At 61.9% G+C, this 20,242-nt stretch carries 15 protein-coding genes; 10 read left to right on the top strand and 5 right to left on the bottom strand.

Features of this window, described 5'->3' with window-relative positions; genetic code table 11:
* Position 1: 1 nt before the first annotated feature.
* From ACSOSP_RS17400 to ACSOSP_RS17385, 4 genes are all read left to right on the top strand, one after another.
* A complete protein-coding gene (locus ACSOSP_RS17400; RefSeq protein ID WP_455308558.1) occupies positions 2-622 on the top strand; it encodes a trimeric intracellular cation channel family protein in 621 nt (206 codons plus the stop codon).
* A gap of 168 nt (positions 623-790) precedes the next feature.
* Complete coding sequence (locus ACSOSP_RS17395; RefSeq protein WP_455308557.1) at positions 791-1,444, top strand: protein-L-isoaspartate O-methyltransferase family protein; 654 nt, start codon at positions 791-793, stop codon at positions 1,442-1,444.
* Between the two features lie 160 nt (positions 1,445-1,604).
* Positions 1,605-1,928, top strand: a complete 324-nt coding sequence (locus ACSOSP_RS17390; protein ID WP_455308556.1) for a rhodanese-like domain-containing protein — start codon at positions 1,605-1,607, stop codon at positions 1,926-1,928.
* Between the two features lie 70 nt (positions 1,929-1,998).
* On the top strand, positions 1,999-3,510 hold the full coding sequence (locus tag ACSOSP_RS17385) for a TolC family outer membrane protein (RefSeq protein ID WP_455308555.1): 1,512 nt from the start codon (positions 1,999-2,001) through the stop codon (positions 3,508-3,510).
* A gap of 54 nt (positions 3,511-3,564) precedes the next feature.
* Here the strand turns inward: ACSOSP_RS17385 and ACSOSP_RS17380 are convergent, their stop codons facing one another.
* Genes ACSOSP_RS17380 through hemC form a run of 3 tightly spaced genes read right to left on the bottom strand, consistent with a single transcriptional unit; the run spans position 3,565 to position 7,951 of the window.
* On the bottom strand, positions 3,565-4,758 hold the full coding sequence (locus ACSOSP_RS17380) for a heme biosynthesis HemY N-terminal domain-containing protein (RefSeq protein WP_455311020.1): 1,194 nt from the start codon (positions 4,756-4,758) through the stop codon (positions 3,565-3,567).
* Positions 4,758-6,941 carry a fused uroporphyrinogen-III synthase HemD/membrane protein HemX gene (hemDX, locus tag ACSOSP_RS17375; RefSeq protein WP_455308554.1) on the bottom strand — a complete coding sequence of 728 codons (2,184 nt, stop codon included), beginning with the start codon at positions 6,939-6,941 and terminating at the stop codon, positions 4,758-4,760. Before hemDX ends, ACSOSP_RS17380 begins: the two co-directional genes overlap by 1 nt.
* Positions 6,941-7,951, bottom strand: coding sequence for a hydroxymethylbilane synthase (gene hemC, locus ACSOSP_RS17370; RefSeq protein ID WP_455308553.1), 1,011 nt, complete (start codon positions 7,949-7,951; stop codon positions 6,941-6,943). Before hemC ends, hemDX begins: the two co-directional genes overlap by 1 nt.
* A gap of 347 nt (positions 7,952-8,298) precedes the next feature.
* Here hemC and ppc point away from each other — a divergent pair, with 347 nt between their 5' ends.
* The 6 genes from ppc to ACSOSP_RS17340 all read left to right on the top strand — a co-directional run bounded on the left by ppc (position 8,299) and on the right by ACSOSP_RS17340 (position 17,003).
* Positions 8,299-11,355 (top strand): phosphoenolpyruvate carboxylase, encoded by a 3,057-nt coding sequence (gene ppc / locus ACSOSP_RS17365; RefSeq protein WP_455308552.1) that lies wholly within the window; start codon positions 8,299-8,301, stop codon positions 11,353-11,355.
* A gap of 393 nt (positions 11,356-11,748) precedes the next feature.
* Positions 11,749-12,597, top strand: coding sequence for a helix-turn-helix transcriptional regulator (locus ACSOSP_RS17360; protein ID WP_455308551.1), 849 nt, complete (start codon positions 11,749-11,751; stop codon positions 12,595-12,597).
* Positions 12,598-12,943: 346 nt separating this feature from the next.
* On the top strand, positions 12,944-13,528 hold the full coding sequence (locus tag ACSOSP_RS17355) for a sigma-70 family RNA polymerase sigma factor (RefSeq protein ID WP_089163524.1): 585 nt from the start codon (positions 12,944-12,946) through the stop codon (positions 13,526-13,528).
* Positions 13,528-14,313: an anti-sigma factor gene (locus ACSOSP_RS17350; RefSeq protein WP_455308550.1), complete on the top strand. Its 786-nt coding sequence runs from the start codon at positions 13,528-13,530 to the stop codon at positions 14,311-14,313. The genes ACSOSP_RS17355 and ACSOSP_RS17350 overlap by 1 nt, the downstream gene beginning before the upstream one ends.
* Before the next feature lie 203 nt (positions 14,314-14,516).
* Positions 14,517-15,923 (top strand): argininosuccinate lyase, encoded by a 1,407-nt coding sequence (gene argH / locus ACSOSP_RS17345; RefSeq protein WP_455308549.1) that lies wholly within the window; start codon positions 14,517-14,519, stop codon positions 15,921-15,923.
* Between the two features lie 138 nt (positions 15,924-16,061).
* Positions 16,062-17,003, top strand: a complete 942-nt coding sequence (locus ACSOSP_RS17340; protein WP_455308548.1) for a bestrophin family protein — start codon at positions 16,062-16,064, stop codon at positions 17,001-17,003.
* 55 nt (positions 17,004-17,058) lie between these two features.
* On the opposite strand, the gene ACSOSP_RS17335 is transcribed toward ACSOSP_RS17340, so the two are convergent.
* A complete protein-coding gene (locus ACSOSP_RS17335; RefSeq protein WP_455308547.1) occupies positions 17,059-19,356 on the bottom strand; it encodes an Orn/Lys/Arg family decarboxylase in 2,298 nt (765 codons plus the stop codon).
* A gap of 104 nt (positions 19,357-19,460) precedes the next feature.
* Positions 19,461-20,030: a dCTP deaminase gene (dcd, locus tag ACSOSP_RS17330; RefSeq protein ID WP_455308546.1), complete on the bottom strand. Its 570-nt coding sequence runs from the start codon at positions 20,028-20,030 to the stop codon at positions 19,461-19,463.
* Positions 20,031-20,242: the final 212 nt, after the last annotated feature.

Raw genomic sequence — 20,242 nt, 5'->3', positions numbered from 1 at the left:
CGTGCATCCCAGGCTCACGCTGGCCATCTCCGTCATGGAGGCGTTCGCGATCTTCGCGTATGCGATTTCCGGGTTGATCGAAGCGAGAAAGCGCCGGCTGGATGTGGTCGGCGCCTTCCTGGTGGCGATCGCCACCGCTTTTGGCGGCGGCACAATGCGCGATGTGCTGCTGTCGCGCCGGCCGTTCTACTGGGTCCAGCATCAGGACTACGTGATCGTCATCTTCATCATGGCGATTTTTGCGCCGTTGCTGCTGCGCACGACCACCCGCCTGTTCGACCAGCGCGCGCTGCTGATTGCAGACGCCATCGGACTGGGCCTCTTCAGCATTTCGGGGACGTCGATTGCACTCGATGCGCAGATGCCCGCCTTCACGGCAGCCATGATGGGCGTAATGACGGGGGTGTTCGGCGGCATCATGCGCGACGTGCTGTGCAACGAGGTGCCGCTGATCCTGCGCGATTCGCGCCCCTATGCGGTGTGTGCGCTGGCGGGTTGCTGGCTGTATCTCGGACTGGACTGGCTGGGGCTGGAAGGGGTGTACAACGTGCTGGTATCGACCGGGTTTATATTGATCGCGCGGCTCGCCACGCTCAAGCTGGACGTCCGCTTGCCGCACTGACCTGTAGCCGCGACGCCGGCCCTGCCTGCCCCGCCCACTCACGCAAGCGAAAGCCGCCGGCTATTTGCTACAATCTCTCTTCGATTTTCGCCTTATCTCCGGCATCGCATTTACGCCAAGTCGTTACGTCAACTCCACTTCAACGGTCGATCGGCCCGCAGACTGAACATGAACATCGAGCAAGCGCGTTTCAACATGATCGAACAGCAGATCCGTCCCTGGGATGTGCTGGACCAGGACGTCCTGAACCTGCTGTCGATCGTCAAGCGTGAAAATTTCGTTCCGGCCGCGTATCGCAACATCGCGTTCGCTGATCTCGAAATTCCGCTGCCGGCCGGCCAACACATGCTGTTTCCGCGCGTCGAAGCGCGGGTGCTGCAGGAACTCGCCGTGAAAAAACACGAAGTCGTGCTGGAGATCGGCGCTGGTTCGGGTTACATGGCGGCGCTGCTCGCGGCGCGCGGCCGTTCGGTCACCACCGTCGAAATCGAGCCCGAACTCGCAAAGCTGGCTGCGGAAAACCTGTCAGCGAACGGCGTATCGAATGCGCAGGTCGTGCTCGGTGACGGCGCGCTCGGCTGGAAAGAGAGCGAACCCTACGACGTGATCTGCGTCTCGGGTGGCCTGCCGGTCATGCCGCAGGAATTCCTCGATCAGTTGAAGATCGGCGGCCGTCTGGCAGCGTTTGTCGGTGGCGCGCCGGTCATGAAGGCGCAGATCATTACGCGCGTGGACGAAAAGCAATTCCGCATCGCCGATATCTTCGAAACGCTGATCCCGCCGCTCAAGAACGCAGTGCAGCCGTCGCGCTTCAAGTTCTGATACGACGGCCTTGGTTTCACGAACGGACTCGCACGGGCGTTAGTTTTAAAGTCATTGCGGCGAGTCCGAAGCATCAAGTTGCAAGCTGCATATTTGTCTGTGCGGGTAGCACCGGAGGGCCGCCCGGCTCGCCGTCGCTAACCACTTTCACCGGAATCCCATGCAAAACCTGTCCGCACCCGAACTGGCCGAATGGCTCGCCGATACATCGCGTCCCGCCCCTGTCCTGCTCGACGTCCGCGAACCATGGGAAATTCAAACCGCCAGGCTCGCCAACATTGTCGCCATCCCAATGCGCGATATCCCGGCGCGCAGCGAAGAACTGGACGACGAAGCGCAGATCGTCTGCATCTGCCACCACGGCGCCCGTAGCGCGCAGGTCGGCATGTTCCTGGAATCCCACGGCTTTACGCACGTGTTCAACCTGTTCGGCGGTATCGACGCATGGTCGCGTCAGGTCGACCCGGCCGTTCCCACGTACTGATCCGTCCGCTTTCGCTTTAGCGTTCTCGTTTTAGTCGCTCTGCCCCGCTCACCGGTCCCGGACAAAACCCATGCGCCCGATGTTCGCACTCGCGCTATGCAGTCTCGGCGCCGGGTTTGCATGCTCGCCGGCCTCGGCCGTGAGTCTCAACCAGCTTTACGACGAAGCGCTCGAAACCGACGCGCAATTGCAAAGCGCTCGCGCCGGCCTCACCGCCGACAGCGAGCAATTACCCCAAGCCCGCGCGAAACTATTGCCGCAACTCTCGGCGACGGCGACCGCCAGCGAGCAGCGCACCGAATTCGGCGGCGGTTTCCCAGCATCGACTGGCAACAGCAATGGCTACACCGTTTCGCTGACCCAACCGCTCATCAACGTCGCGAGCTGGCAAGGCTATCAACAAGGCCAGATCGCGCTGACGACCGCGCAGGCGCAGTTCGCAGCCGCCCGTCAGGACCTGATCGTGCGGCTCGGCCAAGCCTACTTCGACGCGCTTTCCGCGCAGGACAGCGTGGCTATCGTGCGTTCGCAGAAGGCATCGATTGCCGAGCAGCTCGAATCGGCGAAACGCTCGTTCGATGTCGGCCAGTCGACCATCACCGATACCAACGAAGCCCAGGCCAAATACGATCAGGCGATCTCGCAGGAAATTGCGGCTCAGAACGACCTTGAGGTGAAGCTGGCGGGGCTGGAGCAAATCGTCGGGCATCCGGTGACGCGAGTGGACGGCCTCGCGCGCGGCGTGACGCTGCCGCCGCCCGTTCCCGCCGACATGCAGCAATGGGTCGATATGGCACGCGACGCGAACTATCAGGTCGTGCTTAAGCAACTGGCCGTGGCGAACTCGCAGCGCGAGACATTGAAGGCGAAGGCCGGTCATTATCCGACGCTCGACCTGATCGCAAGTTACGGAAAAAACAGTCTGGGTGCGGCGGGCGCCGGCAACTTCGGTGGGAATTTCGGCGGCGGATTTGGCAGCGGCGCGAATACGCTTTCGCCCGAGATTCCGGCAGCAGCGGCCGAACTGGGCAATTACGGCGCGTATTACACCAATGCAACCGTGGGCGTTCAGCTCACTATTCCCCTGTACGAAGGCGGCGCCACGCAAAGCCGCGTGCGCCAGACACTGGCGCTGGAAGACAAGGCGGCAGCGGATCTGGATGCAGCACGGCGTTCGGCGGCGTTATCGGCGCGACAGGCGTTTCTGGGGGTATCGAGTGGACTTGCACAGGTTCGTGCGCTCGAAACGGCTGAACAGTCGGCAAGGACATCGCTTGAATCGAATCTGCTGGGGTATCAGGTGGGCGTGCGGATCAACATCGATGTGCTCAACGCACAGGATCAGCTCTTTTCGGCACGACGCGATCTCGCGAAAGCCCGCTATGACACGCTGATCAATTCGCTGAAACTGAAGGCGTCAACGGCAAGCCTGACCGATAGCGATGTGCTCTCGCTCAACATGCTGCTCTCCCCCACCGACGATACGGCGCTGACCGCATTGCCGGTGGCGCCAAGCGTGCCGCATCCGGGCGCGGCAGCGCGTAAAACCAACGCGGTTGGCCGCCGTTTGATGCCGCAATAAAAAGCGGGCATCTTTTGAGAAAAGATGCCCGCTGTTTTGCGCACTCCGACCAACTCAAACCACGTTCATTGCCAGTGCGCTCTCGCGATAGTGCAGGCTCGCCTTTTCGCTATCGCCGAGTTGTTCGTGCAAACGGGCCAGCGCCCGATGCGTGCGAATCTTCAACGGTTCGTTGTCCGCAAGCTTCAATGCCGATTCCAGGAACGCCTGCGCCTTGCCCCACAACTGCTGATGCAGGCACAGCCGCCCAAGCGTGAACATCAGGTCCGCGTCTTCGGTGCGCTCCTTCTGCCATGCTTCGGCTCGCTGGATCAACGGCAATGCGTCGCCCGGCGATGCGCAATCCGGGTAACGCCGCAACAGCCGCGCGTCCCAGTTGTGATTCAACGCTTCTTCAACAATCTTGCGCGCGTCGTTCCTTCGATCCAGCGCGATCAGCAATTCGGCTGCAAGGTCAGCAAGACGAGGCGATTGCCGCTCAGTCGCCGATAACGACTGCCAGAACTCCAGCAACGCGTCCGGATTGTGCCTTCGGTCACGCAGCAGGTTTTCCGCCGCGACCTGACGCAAACGCACCGCGACCGCAGGATGCAGCGCCTCACGTTTTTCCAGCGTCTTGACCAGTTTCAGCACTTCGCCCCAGTTCTTCAACTGCTGCTGTGCGCGCAACGCAATCTGCTGCGCACGCAGGCGCCGGCCGCCCTGCGCCTGCATTTCGGTCAGCGCGACGAGCGCGCCGTCCGCGTCGCGGCCATCGGCACGCATGTCGGCGGTGGCCATCAAACGAGCGTCCTGCCAGTCGCTGCCCTGCACCTTGGCGAGCCATTCGTCGCGACGCGCGTACTCGTTCATCTCGTGCGCCGCCTTGGCGCCGATTAGCCCGGCGGCGCCCGCATTTTCATCGACGATAAGGGAATCGCGCGCCGACTTCTCCGCCTTCGAAAAACGTCCCGCATACAAATGGCCGATGGCATCGCGTAACGCCGCGTTGGCCTTCGCGAGCCGCGAGCGGGTCCGGTACGCCGACACGCGCTGCGGCATTTTCAGCACGCTGCGAATGGCGCGAAGCACGGCGTAGATCACGATGAACGACACCACCAGCGCCACCACGAACAGATTCAGCGATATGTCCACCCGATACGGCGGCATGATCAGCAGCACTTGCCCGCCGTCGAAGACGCCAACGAGCGCCAGGCCCGCAGCTGCCGCAAACAGCAGCACAAACCAGATGAGTCCGCGCATCGTCATCATCCGCCTCGCTTGAACTGGTGGACGGCCGCGAGACTCGCGTTCAGATCGGGCACGGTGACCGCGAGCGACGCCTGGTCCACTTGCTGCACGAGCGCACGCACTGCCTTGACCTTGCCCGAGGACTGATCGAAATACCGGCCGAGCGCGGTGTCGGCGGCGTGAAGATCAGACTTGAGCGTGGGTTCGCTGCGCGACAATAACGATAAGCGCGCCGACAACAACCGCAGCTTCACGTTCTCACGCACAAAATAACCTTCGTCCGGCGATGCAAGCATGGCGTCGGCGTTATCGATACGACGCACCGTCACCAGGCTCGACAACTGTTGTCCGATACCGCTGGCAACCTGCTCCAGCCACACTTTCCAGACCGGCTGGCCAGTCTTCGCTGCGATTGAGGCGGTGTCGCGCGGGGTATCGGCGTGGGCAGTGGCCGGTGTGATCGGCGCTTCGCCCGCGAGCGGCAGGGAATCGATCTGATCAATTGCCGTATCGAGCTTGATGGCCAGCCCGGTGAGATCGGTGGTCGGCGTTGCGTGCAGCTTGTCCATGTCCTGCGCGATGGCCTTGCGGATCGTCACGATCTGCGGACCGGTGGCGGCAGCGAGGCGCGTGTCCGCGCTTTGCAGCGCGAACAGCGCGAGCTGGACGTTCCCGGTGAGCTGCAACTGCTGGCTCGCGCTGGAGAGGATCTGCTCGACTTCGGCGAGCGTCCAGTCATCACGATTGCTCGCCAGATCCTGGTATTGCTGCTGCAGCGCCTGGCTTTGCGCCTGCGCGTCGGTGAGCTTGCCCTGGAACTGGATGATCTGCGTGTTGATCGCTGACACGGAGCTCGCGGCCTCATCGGCTTGCGCGCGCAACGCGGCCGTTTGCGTGTCGCTTGCTTGCAGACGTTGCGCGAATTGCGTGTCGCGCTGGTCGAACTTGCGGTTGAGCATGAAACCGCCCACGCCCGCAACCACCACGACAATCAGCAGCACCAGCCACAGCAGCGCTGTGCCCGCGCCACCGCCACGCTGTTTCGGCGGCTGGGACTCGTAAGGGGTAAACGGCGTGTTCGGCGGCAACGGCGGCGTTGACGTGGTGGACTGCGAGGGGTTCTTACTCGAATCGATCGAATCAGTCATGCGTGATTGAGCCGGTTGGTGAGCCGGCGTTGAAGCCGGCCTGGAATCCGTCGGCGCGGACTCCTGGTTGGTTTGACTGGATTGGCTGAACGGCGCTGCCGTCGAGGCCTTGTATCCATGTTCCTGCGCTTTTGCAACCTGCGCCTCGGATTCTCGTTCAAGTTCTTGTTGTTTCGCGAAGATGCCGCCAAGCGCCTGCACGATACGCTCATCGCCGGCGCCGGACACCGTAATCCTATCAAAACCCGCTTGCCGCGCGGCCTCGGCAATACGCGGATGGGGCGTAACGAGCGGCGCGTGCTTGAGCGTGAGGGTTTCATCGACGGTGAGATGTTCGCGGGCAAGCTCTTCAAGATTGCGCACGCCCTCCGAACTCGTCAGCAGCCACGCGTGCGCAACGCCTGCGAGCAATGCATGAACGCGTTCCCAGTCGCGCATGGACGGTTCCGGCACGATCCGCCGGTACGCCGCGACTTTTTCCACCTTCGCGCCCGCTGCGCTGAGCGCGTCGGCGAGCCATTCACGGCCGCCGTCGCCGCGCACGATCAGCACACGTTTGTCCTTCAGGCCATCCGCGCCGAAATGCGCTTCGATAGCCGCATGCAGCGCCTCGGAATCGTATCGAGGATCTGTGGGTGTTTCGGTCACCGTCGCGCCGGCCGCCGGACTGATGATCGTATAGGTGGGTGGCGTCACGCCTTGCCGGGCGAGCGCAGCCACGCTGCCGGGGCCGACTACGCCAATCGCAATTTGCGAAGGCCACGCTGAACTGAGCGCGGCAAACGCGTGATCGATCGCATTCGGCGACACGAACACCACCAGCGCAAAGCCAAGCGGTGCAGGCGCGTAGAGCTCGCCGAGCGCGGCGTGCAGCGGCGCGGCATCGGCCACGGGGCCGATATCGATGAGCGGAAATTCGATTGAATCAAAACCGGCGTGCTCAAGCAGCCCGAGCAGCGCGCCCGACTGTCCCAAAGGACGCGTGACCACAACAACCGGTCGCTGCGTTGGCCCTTGCGCCGATGACTGGGCAGATCCAGGAGCGCTCGCCATCAGTCGGCGGGCAAGACGGCAGGAGGAGCGGGAGGAATACGCGCGCCGCTCGCGGTGCTCAACTCACGCACGATATCCATTGCGCCCTGCGCTTCGAGTTCGGCCGACACGCGGCTGCCAAGATCCAGCGCGGCCTGCACGTCAGCGGCCTGGGCGGTGCCTTCAGCGCGCAAGACCCGCGTGCCGTCGACCGTCGATACACACCCGCGCAGATGCAGCACGCCGTCACGCCAGTCAGCATAGGCGGCAAGCGGTACTTCACAACTGCCGCCGAGCGAGCGCGACACCATCCGTTCAGCTTCGACGGCGGCGGCCGTCGCTTCATGGTGCAAAGGCGCGAGCCACGCGGCAAGATTGTCGCGGCCGGCGCGGATCTCGATACCCAGCGCGCCCTGCCCTGCAGCCGGCAGGCTAATCTCAACCGGTAAACTGGCGCGAATCCGCGACTCAAGACCGAGGCGTATCAACCCGGCGGCGGCCAGGATGATTGCCGCGTAATCGCCACGATCCAGTTTGCCGAGCCGGGTATCGAGGTTACCGCGCAACGGGCGGACATCGAGATGAGGGAACTGCATGCGCAGCATGGCTTCGCGGCGCAAGCTCGACGTCCCCACAATGCTGCCTTCAGGCAGTTCCTCGAGCGACGCATAGTGCGGCGAAACGAAGGCATCGCGGGGATCTTCGCGTTCGAGGATCGTGCTCAGCGTGAAACCCTCGGGCAGTTCCATGGGCACGTCTTTGAGCGAATGCACGGCCAGGTCGGCGCGGCCGTCGGCCAGCGCGGCTTCCAGTTCCTTGACGAACAGGCCCTTGCCGCCGACCTTCGATAAGGTCCGGTCGAGGATCTGATCGCCGCGTGTCGTCATTCCGAGAATTTTGACGTCGCAAGATGGATATAATTTGTGCAGCGCAAACCGCACGTGCTCAGCCTGCCACATGGCTAGACGGCTTTCCCGCGAGGCAATGACCAGAGTGTCGGGCGGTGGCGTGGAAGGCGTCTCGGAGTTCATTGCAAAGTCAATCGGATGACGGGATGGATAACAAACAATGGTAGCACGCACGCCATTGCCCAATTACAGTCGTTCCCCGCGCCCGAGCGCCACGGCACGGGCTTCGAGCAAGGCGGCAGGACGGAGACAGCAAGGGTGTGCCGCAGCGCGCGGCATCGCCGGGGCACGCATTTTATCGTGTGACCGCGGCAAGGCGCCTTTGCTTTCTCGGGTTCCATCCGCCTCGGTGTAGTCAGGCATGGCATAGCAGTCGAACGTCGCACCGGCCGGCGGTCTCGCGCCCTTTGGTCTTATCTGGCGCACGGCCGCCTCGGTATCCTGTCTCTGGTTTTCAAGAGGAATTCAACGTGACGTCTCCCGGATCGGCGCGCAACGCCCGCCCCCGCCGCAACGCTGTATCGAAGGATGCTTCTTCCGCCGCCCCCGCTACTGCACCCGCCGCGGCTCCCGCCGTTCGTAGCCGCGCGGCCACGGTCGCCAAAGTGTCCAAAACCGCCACCTCCGTGAAAAAAACGGCTGCGGCCAAGACCAGCAAACGCGTGACGAACGGCCGCACGGCCCCCGCACCCGTTGGCGAAGCCGTCAAGGCGCCGTCCCGCACGCGCGACATCAAGGACCATCCGCTCTTCGAAGACATCCGCTATCTCGGCCGCCTGCTCGGCGACGTGGTGCGTGAACAGGAAGGCGACGAAGTGTTCGATGTCGTGGAAACGATTCGTCAGACGGCTGTGAAATTTCGTCGCGAGGAAGACAACGAGGCGTCCCAGACGCTTGAAAAGCGCTTGAAATCGCTCTCGCCCGAGCAGACGGTGAGCGTTGTGCGCGCGTTCAGCTACTTCTCGCATCTTGCGAATATTGCCGAGGACCGGCATCACAACCGGCGCCGCCGGATTCACGCGCTCGCCGGTTCCAGCCCGCAGCCCGGCACGATGGCCTATGCCATCGAACGCCTGAAGGCGAGTCCGAATGCGAAGAATGCGAAGTCGGCGAAAGCCACGCTGCAAAAATTCTTCGATAACGCGCTCATCGTTCCCGTACTGACCGCTCACCCGACCGAAGTCTCGCGCAAGAGCATCCTGGATGCGCAGCACGAAGTCGCGCGGCTGCTGGCCGAGCGCGACCAGGAACTGACCGCGCGTGAACGGGCGCACAACGAAGCCATGCTGCGCTCCCGTGTCACGTCGCTCTGGCAAACGCGGATGCTGCGCGACGCCCGCTTGACCGTCGCCGATGAAATCGAAAACGCGCTTTCGTATTACCGCGCGACGTTTCTCGAAGAAATCCCTGCGCTTTACGCCGACATCGAAGCTGCACTGAGCGAGCACGGCCTGCCCGCGCGCCTGCCGCCTTTCCTGCAAATGGGCAGCTGGATTGGCGGGGACCGCGACGGCAATCCGAACGTCACCGCACCGACGCTCGTGCACGCCATCACGCGCCAGGCCACGGTGATCTTCGAACATTATCTCGAGCAGGTTCACAAGCTGGGCGCGGAATTGTCGGTGTCGCATTTGCTCGCCGGCGCGAGCGATGCATTGAAGGCGCTTGCCGATGCATCACCGGACTCGTCGCCGCATCGTATTGATGAGCCGTATCGGCGTGCATTGATCGGTGTGTATGCACGGCTGGTCGCGAGCGCCGACCAGCGCCTTGGAAACGGCCTGGTCCCCGCGCGCAGCCGTCATCCGGCGAAACCGTATGCGTCGGCGGCGGAATTCGGCACTGACCTGAATGTGCTGATCGAATCGCTCGCGGCGCATCACGGCGAGTATTTGTCCACGCCGCGCTTGTCGCCGCTGGCGCGCGCGGCCGAGGTGTTCGGCTTCCATCTGGCGAGCATCGACTTGCGTCAGAGCTCGGATATCCACGAAGCGGTGATCGCGGAACTGCTTGCACGTGCAGGCGTTCAGGACGATTACGCCGCGCTGCCCGAAGCCGACAAGATCGCATTGCTGCTGAGCGAACTGGCGCAACCGCGGCCGCTGCGCCTGCCTTATTTCGATTACTCCGATCTCGCCAAGAGCGAACTCGGCGTGCTGGAAACGGCGCGCGTGACGCGTGAGAAATTCGGTACGCGCGCAGTGCGCAACTACATCATTTCGCACACGGAAACGGTCAGCGATCTGCTGGAAGTGATGTTGCTGCAGAAGGAAACGGGCTTGCTGCAGGGGCGGCTGGGACACGCCAAAGATCCTGCGCACGATGGCCTGATGGTGATTCCGCTGTTCGAAACCATCGCCGATTTGCGCAATGCGCCGCACATCATGGGCGATTTTTTTGCGCTGCCGGGCGTGAGCAAGCTGGTCGAACTGCAAGGCGGCGAGCAGGAAGTGATGCTCGGTTATTCCGATAGCAACAAGGACGGCGGTTTCCTTACGTCGAACTGGGAGCTGTATCGGGCGGAACTGGCGCTGGTCGCCTTGTTCAAGCAGCACAAGACCACGCTGCGGCTCTTTCATGGCCGTGGGGGTACGGTCGGACGCGGAGGCGGCCCGACCTATCAGGCGATCTTGTCGCAGCCGCCGGGAACCGTCGACGGCCAGATCCGCACGACCGAGCAAGGCGAAGTGATCGCGAGCAAGTTCGGCAATGCCGAGATCGGGCGCCGCAATCTCGAACTCGTGGTCGCCGCGACGCTCGAAGCGTCGCTTCTGCCGCACGAGAACACCCCGGCGCAGCTGCCGCTGTTCGAAGCCACCATGCAGACGCTGTCGGATTCGGCCATGGCCGCGTATCGCGCGCTGGTTTACGAGACGCCTGGCTTCAAGGAGTATTTCTTCGAGTCGACGCCGATCTCGGAGATTGCGGAGCTCAACATCGGCAGCCGGCCGGCATCGCGGAAACTGCAGGACCCGAAGCAGCGCAAGATCGAAGATCTGCGGGCGATTCCGTGGGGCTTCTCGTGGGGCCAATGCCGCCTGCTTCTTACGGGCTGGTATGGCTTCGGCAGCGCGGTGACCGGTTTCCTCGATGCCGCACCCGACGCCGCCGAACGCACCCGGCGGCTGGCGACGCTCAAGAACATGCACAAGACCTGGCCGTTCTTCGCGAATTTGCTGTCGAACATGGACATGGTGCTGGCGAAGACGGACATCGCGGTGGCATCACGTTACGCGCAACTCGTCACCGATAAAAAACTTCGCAAGCATGTGTTCGGCCGGATCGTGGCGGAATGGGAACGGACGTCGAGCGTGTTGTCGGAGATCACGGGGAACAACGAGCGGCTCGCGAATAATCCGCTGCTCGCACGGTCGATTAAAAACCGCTTCCCGTATCTCGATCCGCTGAATCACTTGCAGGTGGAGTTGCTCAAACGCCATCGCGCGGGGGATGACAACGTGCGGCTCGGGCGCGGGATTCATTTGACCATCAACGGGATTGCGGCGGGGTTGCGCAATACGGGGTGATCCAGAAGTAGCGACCTGATAGTTTTATCGCAAAGCCGGCTTGTGCACGTCACAGCCGGCTTTTTTCATTGCTTGTCCGAGGGTCAATCATCGGGGCGCTGGCGCATTTCATGTGCGGTACTTAGGCCGCAACGGACTCGTCGAGCTAAGGTCGCGCCGTTGGACTAAATGCCGAATCGCTGCGCCAATCATGGCGCGTAGGAACCGGCTGCGTGGGCAGCCTGCTCTTCGCGTCTCATCCATTGCTACTCGTTTTCGTCAGTATTTTTCCTGCCAGCCGCGACGCTACAATGGACGCCCTCTTGTACCGGTACAAGTTGCGCGGTTATTCTGGTATCTACACTACCTGAACCGCCGTCAGACTTTCCAACGCGTGTATTGAGCCTAATATCCTTGTCACCGACCATCCCCGCCGCCAGCAAAACCGACCTCGCCCCGCCACTCGACGCCACGCCAGCCCGTGCACTCGGCGATTTCATCCGCGCGCATCGGGAGCGGCTGTCGCCCATGGCTGTCGGCTTGCCGCCCGGCCCGCGCCGCCGCACGCCCGGGTTGCGGCGAGAAGAAGTCGCCCAGTTATGCGGCGTCAGTCCGACCTGGTACACGTGGATCGAACAAGGACGGCCGGTGTCCGCGTCCGCCGACGCGCTTGCGCGCATCGCCGTGGCGTTGCAGTTATCACGGGCCGAACGAGCGTATCTCTTTGAACTGGCCGCCCAGCGGGACCCTGCCGAACCCGATCCGGCGGCGCAGGACGCGCCGGCAGCGCTGCTGAAATCGGTGGAACTGATCGATGCTCCCGCCTACGTCCTCGACCGGCAGTGGAACGCGTTGCGCTGGAACGCCCAAGCGGCGCAATTGTTCGTCGGCTGGCTGGACGGTGTTCAGGACCGCAATCTGCTTAGCTTCACGTTTACAGCGCCAGGGGCGCAGAGCTTGATCGTCGATTGGGAGACGCGTGCGCGAAGGCTGGTAGCGGAGTTCCGGGCGGATTCGATCCGCCATCTGAACGATGCTCCCACGCGAGCGCTGATCGATTCGCTCAGTGCCGCCAGCGACGCGTTCGCGCGTTTTTGGGCGTCGCAGGACGTCGGCGAACGGGAAGGCGGTACGCGGGAATTCAATCATCCGACCCGCGGACGCCTCGTGTTTGACCAGATTACGTTCAAGCCGGCGCATCGGGAGGATTTGAAACTGGTGATGCTGGTGGGTTCCGATGTGGCGGAACGTGCCCGGGAGTAGCCGGACCACGCCAGCCATCGTGGTCCTGCAAGCACGAAAACCACCGCCGAACGCAAACCTGTAAGGCCCACGATGCAACGCTATCGGCACGCTTCTGAACCGATAGCCCAAAAAAATGCCCGACCTGGCCGGCCGGGCAAAGCCGCATCTCCCCGGCAGGGCCGGAGGAGAACGGGGACACATGGTGAGCTTTGCGTGCTGCGCCATTGTTTCGCGCACCGCGGGGCTCGTATCCGTTGGTACGCAGGTAAAAACGAAACGGATGCATCCGGATGCAAAAAAAACCTGCGCGGTTCGTATCGACTATTTCGGTAAGATCAATCGCGTCGCCCACCCGACCGGTCCCATGACAACGACACTCCCCCACGACCCGACTCCCGACACCCTCGTGCAATTGCTCGATCGTGTCGCCAGCGAAGATGCCGCCGCGTTGCGCGCGCTCTACGATTTAACTTCCTCGAAACTGTTTGGCCTCGCGCTTCGTATATTGGTGAAGCGTGAGTGGGCCGAAGAAGTTTTGCAGGACGCGTTCGTCAATATCTGGCGATACGCGGGCGACTACAAAGCCGGCCTGTCCGCGCCGATGACCTGGATGGCGGCAATTGTCCGCAACCGGGCCCTCGATTATTTGCGGCGGCAAAAGGCCAACGGGGCAAGCGCCGAAACAGAATGGAGCGACGCGTTGGACGATACCTTGCCGGCAAACGAGGCAGATCCCTCCGAGCAGATGTTGATGAGTCAGGAAGCACGGCAACTCGCCATCTGCATGGGGCGGCTCGAAGCCAATCAGCGACAGGCCGTGGCGCTGGCCTATCTGCGCGACCAGAGCCACAGCGAAGTGGCCGATGTCTTGAAAGTACCGCTTGGCACAGTGAAGTCGTGGATTCGGCGCGGCCTCGAAAAACTTAAGACGTGCCTGGGAGGTCTGTGATGGATCTGCATCGATACGCAGGCCTGGTCGATCAGCTTGCAGCCGAATACACGCTCGGCGTGCTGCGCGGGGGATCGCGAAGGCGCTTTGAATCTATTTCGCAGCACGATCCGGCGATTCGCCTGGCCGTCGAAACCTGGCGTTTGCGGCTGGAGGCAATGACCGAGCTCGGGGCCGCGGTCGCGCCGCCACCGGAGATCTGGCCGGCTATCGAGCGGCGCTTGAACCTGGTGAACGCCCGGCGCGAGGCAGTGGCTGCCCGGCCGGTTCCGTCTGCCGCCCCGGTTACTCGAGCAAAACCGAGCTGGTTCGAGAACCTGTCGTTCTGGCGCGGCTGGTCGATCGCCGCCACCGCCATCGCAGCGATTGCGTTGGTTGTCTCCATTCGCGAGCTGTCTACCGTGGCTCCTGTTCCTGCCCCCGTTCCCGCGCCGCAAGTCGCTCAGGAACCGCGGATTGGTTATGTAGCTACCCTTGCCGATGACAAATCGAACGCGAGGATGCTGGTGACGTGGGACGACCGGACGTCCGAAGTCACCGTGCGCCGTTTGAGCGGTTCGTCGGATCCAACCGACAAGTCCATGCAGCTCTGGGGCCTGCCTAAGGAAGGACACCCGGTTTCGCTCGGCGTGCTGCCTGTCGGCGGTACCGCACGATTCAAGGCGGCTTCTGTGAATGCGTATCCGATACTGGCTGTGTCCGTGGAGCCCGTCGGCGGATCGCCGAATCCGAATGGGCCGACCGGCCCGGTCGTCTATACGGGTAAGGTGATTCCAGCGGCGTGACGCTGGGTTGACGGTTGATCAAAGGGCGTCGCGAGGCGCCCTTTTTCTATTGGGTTATGTCTGCGCCTGTTGAACGCACCCCTGCGTTCGATGGTTGCTCCTTCTCAATGCCTGTAAAATCGCCAGTTCCGCGGGTTTCTATCCGGATTGCGCTACGCCCGGCCGCCTGCCACACGACTTTCCGCCCTCTTACGAACATCACTATGACGTCCCAACTGCACAAAAAAGGCGAAGCCTGGTCGGCTCGCTTCAACGAACCAATGTCCGATCTGGTCAAGCGCTACACGTCATCGGTGTTCTTCGACAAGCGCCTCGCGCTCGTCGATATCGAGGGATCGCTGGCCCATGCCGCCATGCTGGCCGCGCAAAAGATCATCGCCGATGCGGATTTCCAAGCCATCCAGCAAGGCATGACGCAGATCCGCGGCGAAATCGAACGCGGTGAGTTCGAGTGGAAACTCGACCTGGAAGACGTCCACCTGAACATCGAAGCGCGACTGACGGCGCTTATCGGCGATGCCGGCAAACGCCTGCACACTGGCCGCTCGCGCAACGACCAGGTGGCAACCGATATCCGCCTGTGGTTGCGCGGCGAGATCGACCGGATTGGTGAATTGCTGATCGAATTGCGTCGGGCGCTGATCGATATTGCCGAGCAAAACGCCGAAACCATCATGCCCGGCTTCACGCATCTGCAAGTCGCGCAGCCGGTGACGTTCGGCCATCACCTGCTGGCTTACGTCGAAATGTTCAGCCGCGACAGCGAACGCCTGCTCGATTGCCGCAAGCGCGTGAACCGCCTGCCGCTCGGCGCTGCTGCGCTCGCCGGCACGAGTTATCCGATCGATCGTCACGCTGTTGCCAAGACGCTCGGCTTCGACGGCATCTGCGCGAACTCGCTCGACGCTGTGTCGGATCGCGATTTCGCCATCGAATTCACGGCTGCTGCCGCGCTGATCATGACGCACGTGTCGCGCTTCTCCGAAGAACTCGTGCTGTGGATGAGTCCGCGGGTTGGGTTTATCGACCTGGCTGACCGGTTCTGCACCGGCTCGTCGATCATGCCGCAGAAGAAGAATCCGGATGTGCCGGAACTGGCGCGTGGCAAGACGGGTCGCGTGAACGGGCATCTGATGGCTTTGCTGACGCTGATGAAAGGCCAGCCGCTCGCGTACAACAAGGACAATCAGGAAGACAAGGAACCGCTGTTCGATACCGTCGATACCGTCTCCGACACCCTGCGTATCTTCGCCGAAATGGCAGCGGGCATTACGGTGAAGCCGGAAGCCATGCGCGCAGCGGCGTTGCAGGGTTTCTCGACGGCAACCGATCTCGCGGACTACCTGGTGAAACGAGGCCTGCCGTTCCGCGATGCGCACGAAGCGGTGGCGCTGGCCGTGCGGATCTGCGTGGACCGCGGCTGCGATCTGGCCGACCTGACGCTCGACGAAATGCGCGCGGAATTGCCGAACGTGGCGCGTTTGATTGGCGAGGACGTGTTTGAGTACCTCACGCTGGAGGGCTCGGTCGCCAGCCGTAATCACGCCGGTGGAACGGCGCCGGAACAGGTTCGGGCGGCCGCGAAGGCGGCGCGGGCGGCGTTGGGGTAAATAGGCGGCTGGCTGCGCACAGCTTGGGACCACCATCGATCGTAGCTAACTTGGCTACGATCGTAGTCGATCTGGCTACAGTCGCGCGCGGTGATTGCGCAGTGGAATGCATTCAACCCTGTTGTCTCCGGTACGCCCATGATCATCCGTCCCAAACTCAACTGGTTCCACATGCTGTTCGTCTGGCGCGGGTCTGTACTGCCGCAGTTGCTGCCGCGCCTCGCATTGATCTTCGTGTTGTCGGTCGCGGCAATCGTGATGCACGACAACGTGCGCAATTACCCGGTCGGCCTCGGCACGCCGCCGTTCGCGCTGGTTGGCATCGCGCTCGCGGTGTTTCTCGGATTTCGTAACAGCGCGAGTTATGAGCGCTGGTGGGAAGGCCGCAAGCTGTGGGGTTCGCTGCTGATCCACGGCCGCTCGATCGCGCGGCAAGCGCTAACCTTGCCACGCGGCGTAAAAAGCGAAGACACGCGCGAGTTCATCGCGGGAATCGGCGCACTGGGTCACGCGCTGCGTCACGAAATGCGCCGCACCGACCCCCTCCCCGATCTCGCCACGCGTCTTCCGTCCGCGTTTTATCAACGCGTCGTTCAAGCGCAATACCGCTCGTCCCTGATCCTGCGATGGCTCGGCGAATGGTCGGGCGCACGCGCTCGCGAAGGCGCGCTCGACGGCTACGGCGTGCTTGCCTTCGAGCAGAATTTGAACGAGTTGTCCGCGGTGATTGGCGGCTGCGAACGGCTGGCGTCGACGCCCCTGCCGTTCTCGTATTCAGTGATGATCCACCGGACCGTGTATCTGTTCTGCGTCATGCTGCCGTTCGGGCTTGTCGACGGAGCGGGCTTGCTCACACCCTTGTTCGCGCTGCTGGTTGCGTACGCGTTCATGTCGCTGGAGGCGATTGCCGCGCAGATCGAAGATCCGTTCGGTCTGGAAGAAAACGACCTGGCGTTGACCGCGCTATGCGACTCGCTGGAAACCGCGCTCCACGATATGGCCGCCGATCCCAACTTCACGCGACCACCGAAAGCCTTGGCGGAACCGGGTGTGTCAGAACGTCTGTTTATCGTTACCTGAAAGAAAAAGGCCTGCGCAATGCAGGCCTTCGTCAGTATTTCTTCACGCCGTCAAATCAACGCTCAAGCGCCACGCAATCGACGAAATACTCGATACGCCCGTTGATCATCTCCCCGACCAGCCCGTGGATATCCGTATGGAAACCCGGGAAACGTTCGTTGAACTCGCGCGCAAAACGCAAGTAATCGACGATCGTCTTGTTGAACCGTTCGCCCGGAATCAGCAACGGAATGCCCGGCGGATACGGCGTCAACAAGATGCTGGTCACGCGCCCTTCGAGTTCATCGATAGGTACCCGGTCGATCTCCCGATGCACCAGCTTCGCATATGCATCGGACGGCTTCATGGCCGGTTCCATGCTGGACAAATACATCTCGGTGGTCAGCCGAGCGATATTGTTGGCCCGATAAACACTATGGATCTGCTCGCAAAGATCCTTCAATCCCATGCGCTCATACGACGGATGCAGCGCAATGAAGTCCGGCAACACGCGCCACAGGGGCTGGTTGTTGTCGTAGTCGTCCTTGAACTGCTGCAACTCGGTGACCATCGAATTCCAGCGACCTTTCGTGATGCCGATCGTGAACATGATGAAGAACGAATACAGCCCGGTCTTCTCCACGATAATCCCGTGCTCCGCCAGATATTTCGTCACGATGGCAGCAGGAATGCCGGTCTCGCCGAACTCGCCGTCCACGTCGAGTCCGGGCGTGATGATGGTCGCCTTGATCGGATCGAGCATGTTGAAGCCTTCGGCAAGCGCCCCGAAACCGTGCCAGCGGTCATTCGGCTTCAACACCCATTCCTCACGATCGCCAATGCCCTCTTCCGCGAGCGCTTCCGGTCCCCACACCTTGAAGAACCATTCGTCGCCGTATTCGTCGTCGACCTTGCGCATGGCGCGGCGGAAATCCAGCGCTTCCGCAATCGACTCCTCCACCAGCGCCGTGCCGCCCGGCGGCTCCATCATGGCCGCGGCCACGTCGCAAGACGCGATGATCGCGTACTGCGGACTCGTGGACGTATGCATGTGGTACGCCTCGTTGAAACGATGCTTGTCGAACGTGCTGTTCTCGGAGTCCTGGACCACGATCTGCGACGCCTGCGAAATTCCCGCGAGCAGCTTGTGCGTGGAGTGCGTGGCGAACACCAGCGCGCCCGTACGCGGACGCCCGGCGCCGATCGCATGCATGTCCTGATAGAACTCGTGGAACTCGGCGTGCGGCAACCAGGCTTCGTCGAAGTGAAGCGTGTCGAGCAAATCGCCAAGCAGGTCCTTGATCATCTCGACGTTATAGATCACGCCGTCATAGGTACTTTGCGTGATGGTCAGGATGCGCGGCTTGGCGTTCGGATTCTTCGCCAGCGCCTCGCGCGTGAACGGATTCGCTTCAATCTTCTTGCGAATGTTTTCCGGCTTGAATTCGTCGCGCGGAATCGGTCCGATGATGCCGAAGTGATTGCGCGTCGGCGTCAGGAAAACGGGGATCGCGCCCGTCATGGTGATGGCGTGCAGGATCGACTTGTGGCAATTACGGTCGACCAGCACGATGTCGCCCGGCGCCACGGTCGCGTGCCAGACAATCTTGTTCGATGTCGACGTGCCATTGGTCACGAAGAACAAATGGTCCGCGCTGAAAATGCGCGCCGCGTTGCGCTCGGACGCCGCGATCGGCCCGGTGTGGTCGAGCAACTGGCCGAGTTCATCGACGGCATTGCAGACGTCCGCCCGCAACATGTTCTCGCCGAAGAACTGATGGAACATCTGCCCTAACGGATTCTTCAGGAATGCAACGCCGCCCGAATGCCCCGGGCAATGCCACGAGTACGAACCCTCTTCCGCGTACTGCACGAGTTCCTTGAAGAACGGCGGCGCCAGCGCGTCGAGATAAACCTTCGCCTCGCGAATGATGTGGCGCGCGACGAACTCCGGCGTGTCCTCGAACATGTGAATGAAGCCGTGCAGTTCGCGCAGGATGTCGTTGGGCAAATGCCGCGACGTACGCGTTTCGCCGTACAGGAAAATCGGGATATCCGCATTTCGTCGTCGCACTGCCTGCACGAACGCGCGCAACGCGACAATAGCGGAGGCCAGCTCCGGCGTATCGCCTTCGGCCAGCACCACGTTGTTGTCCGCGTACGGCAGCAATTCGTCGTCGTCGATCGACAGGATGAAACACGACGCGCGGCTCGATTGCTGCGCAAACGACGTCAGGTCGCCGTAACTCGTCAGCCCGAGCACCTCGACGCCTTCACCCTGGATCGCCTCGGCAAGGGCGCGGATGCCGGAACCCGAAATGTTCTCGGAGCGAAAATCTTCGTCGATGATGACGACGGGAAAACGGAACTTCATGCGGCGAATCTCCAAATGGAACGACCGCTGGCCGAGGTGTGCGTGCTCGATTCCAGCGGTCTTTCAAAAAGTGTTGCAATGACGTTTCTAATGGATAAGAACCGTCAGGTTTTCGGCAGCGTTACGCCGACTTGCCCTTGATACTTGCCCCCACGATCGGCGTATGAAGTCTCGCAGATCTCATCGCTTTCAAAGAAGAGAACCTGCGCCACGCCTTCGTTCGCGTAGATTTTGGCAGGCAATGGTGTCGTATTCGAGAATTCGAGCGTCACAAATCCTTCCCATTCGGGCTCGAACGGCGTCACGTTCACGATGATCCCGCAGCGCGCGTACGTGGATTTCCCGAGACAAACCGTCAGGCACGAGCGCGGAATCCGGAAATACTCGACCGTCCGGGCAAGCGCAAAGGAGTTCGGCGGGATGATGCAGACGTCTCCCTTGAAGTCGACGAACGATTTCTCGTCGAAATTCTTCGGGTCGACAATCGTGGAATTGATGTTGGTGAAGATCTTGAATTCGTCTGCCACACGAATGTCATAACCGTAGCTGGACGTGCCATAGCTCACGATCTTGCGGCCGTCTTCAGACATCCGCACCTGATCGGGCACGAACGGCTCGATCATGTTGTGCTCTGCGGCCATGCGCCGGATCCACTTGTCGGACTTGATGCTCATAGGGAACGCTACCCAACTAAAGAGGCGGCTTGATAGAGACCGCCGGGCTTGAAACAGGGCGTGGCCGGAGACTCGGGATGGATGCAGAAGCACGCCGAAGCCGGCCAGACCAGACGAGAAGCGGGTATTTTACTTGATGCGCAAGCCGCGCGACGCGGCTATGCCAACCGGCCAGGTCACGCGCCCCAACAGCCTGATTTCATTGAAAGATC

It is taken from the genome of Caballeronia sp. KNU42, assembly GCF_053760385.1.
The sequence above is the reverse complement of the archived record's forward strand: the minus strand, read 5'-3'. Positions and strand labels throughout refer to the sequence as shown.

What these genes read in the sequence shown, in the direction of transcription:
- ACSOSP_RS17395 (WP_455308557.1), top strand. Translation starts at nt 791, where the DNA reads ATGAACATCGAGCAAGCGCGTTTCAACATGATCGAACAGCAGATCCGT.
- argH (WP_455308549.1), top strand. Translation starts at nt 14,517, where the DNA reads ATGACGTCCCAACTGCACAAAAAAGGCGAAGCCTGGTCGGCTCGCTTC.
- ACSOSP_RS17335 (WP_455308547.1), bottom strand. Translation starts at nt 19,356, where the DNA reads ATGAAGTTCCGTTTTCCCGTCGTCATCATCGACGAAGATTTTCGCTCC.
- ACSOSP_RS17390 (WP_455308556.1), top strand. Translation starts at nt 1,605, where the DNA reads ATGCAAAACCTGTCCGCACCCGAACTGGCCGAATGGCTCGCCGATACA.
- ACSOSP_RS17350 (WP_455308550.1), top strand. Translation starts at nt 13,528, where the DNA reads ATGGATCTGCATCGATACGCAGGCCTGGTCGATCAGCTTGCAGCCGAA.
- dcd (WP_455308546.1), bottom strand. Translation starts at nt 20,030, where the DNA reads ATGAGCATCAAGTCCGACAAGTGGATCCGGCGCATGGCCGCAGAGCAC.
- ACSOSP_RS17355 (WP_089163524.1), top strand. Translation starts at nt 12,944, where the DNA reads ATGACAACGACACTCCCCCACGACCCGACTCCCGACACCCTCGTGCAA.
- hemDX (WP_455308554.1), bottom strand. Translation starts at nt 6,941, where the DNA reads ATGGCGAGCGCTCCTGGATCTGCCCAGTCATCGGCGCAAGGGCCAACG.
- hemC (WP_455308553.1), bottom strand. Translation starts at nt 7,951, where the DNA reads ATGAACTCCGAGACGCCTTCCACGCCACCGCCCGACACTCTGGTCATT.
- ACSOSP_RS17340 (WP_455308548.1), top strand. Translation starts at nt 16,062, where the DNA reads ATGATCATCCGTCCCAAACTCAACTGGTTCCACATGCTGTTCGTCTGG.
- ACSOSP_RS17380 (WP_455311020.1), bottom strand. Translation starts at nt 4,758, where the DNA reads ATGACGATGCGCGGACTCATCTGGTTTGTGCTGCTGTTTGCGGCAGCT.
- ACSOSP_RS17385 (WP_455308555.1), top strand. Translation starts at nt 1,999, where the DNA reads ATGCGCCCGATGTTCGCACTCGCGCTATGCAGTCTCGGCGCCGGGTTT.